The organism is Mycobacterium simiae, assembly GCF_008370645.1.
Classification (GTDB): Bacteria; Actinomycetota; Actinomycetes; order Mycobacteriales; family Mycobacteriaceae; genus Mycobacterium; species Mycobacterium simiae_A.
Map to the genome: position 1 here is coordinate 1 of NZ_VTZN01000644.1, position 265 is coordinate 265.

Here is a 265-nt window from a genome sequence, read left to right on the forward strand (position 1 = left end):
CTACCTTGACGCCGCTTCTGATGGCGCCTGGGGCAAGGGAGTCGGAAAGGCGTTCAAAGGCGGCGTCGGTGAGGGCGCGAAGGGGAACGACGGCACGTCGGCGGCCATCAAGAACACCGAAGGATCGATCACCTACAACGAGTGGTCGTTTGCCCAGGCGCAGAACCTGAACATGGCAAAAATCGTCACCGCCGCCAGCCCCGAAGCGGTTGCTATCAGCGCCGACTCCGTCGGCAAAACGATTGCTGGGGCAACGATTATGGGG

Annotated in this window: 1 pseudogene; it reads left to right on the top strand. The window is 61.9% G+C overall.

The features are described 5' to 3' along the window. Positions 1-265, top strand: a pseudogene (locus tag F0Q45_RS27235) (phosphate ABC transporter substrate-binding protein PstS); the annotation flags it as partial.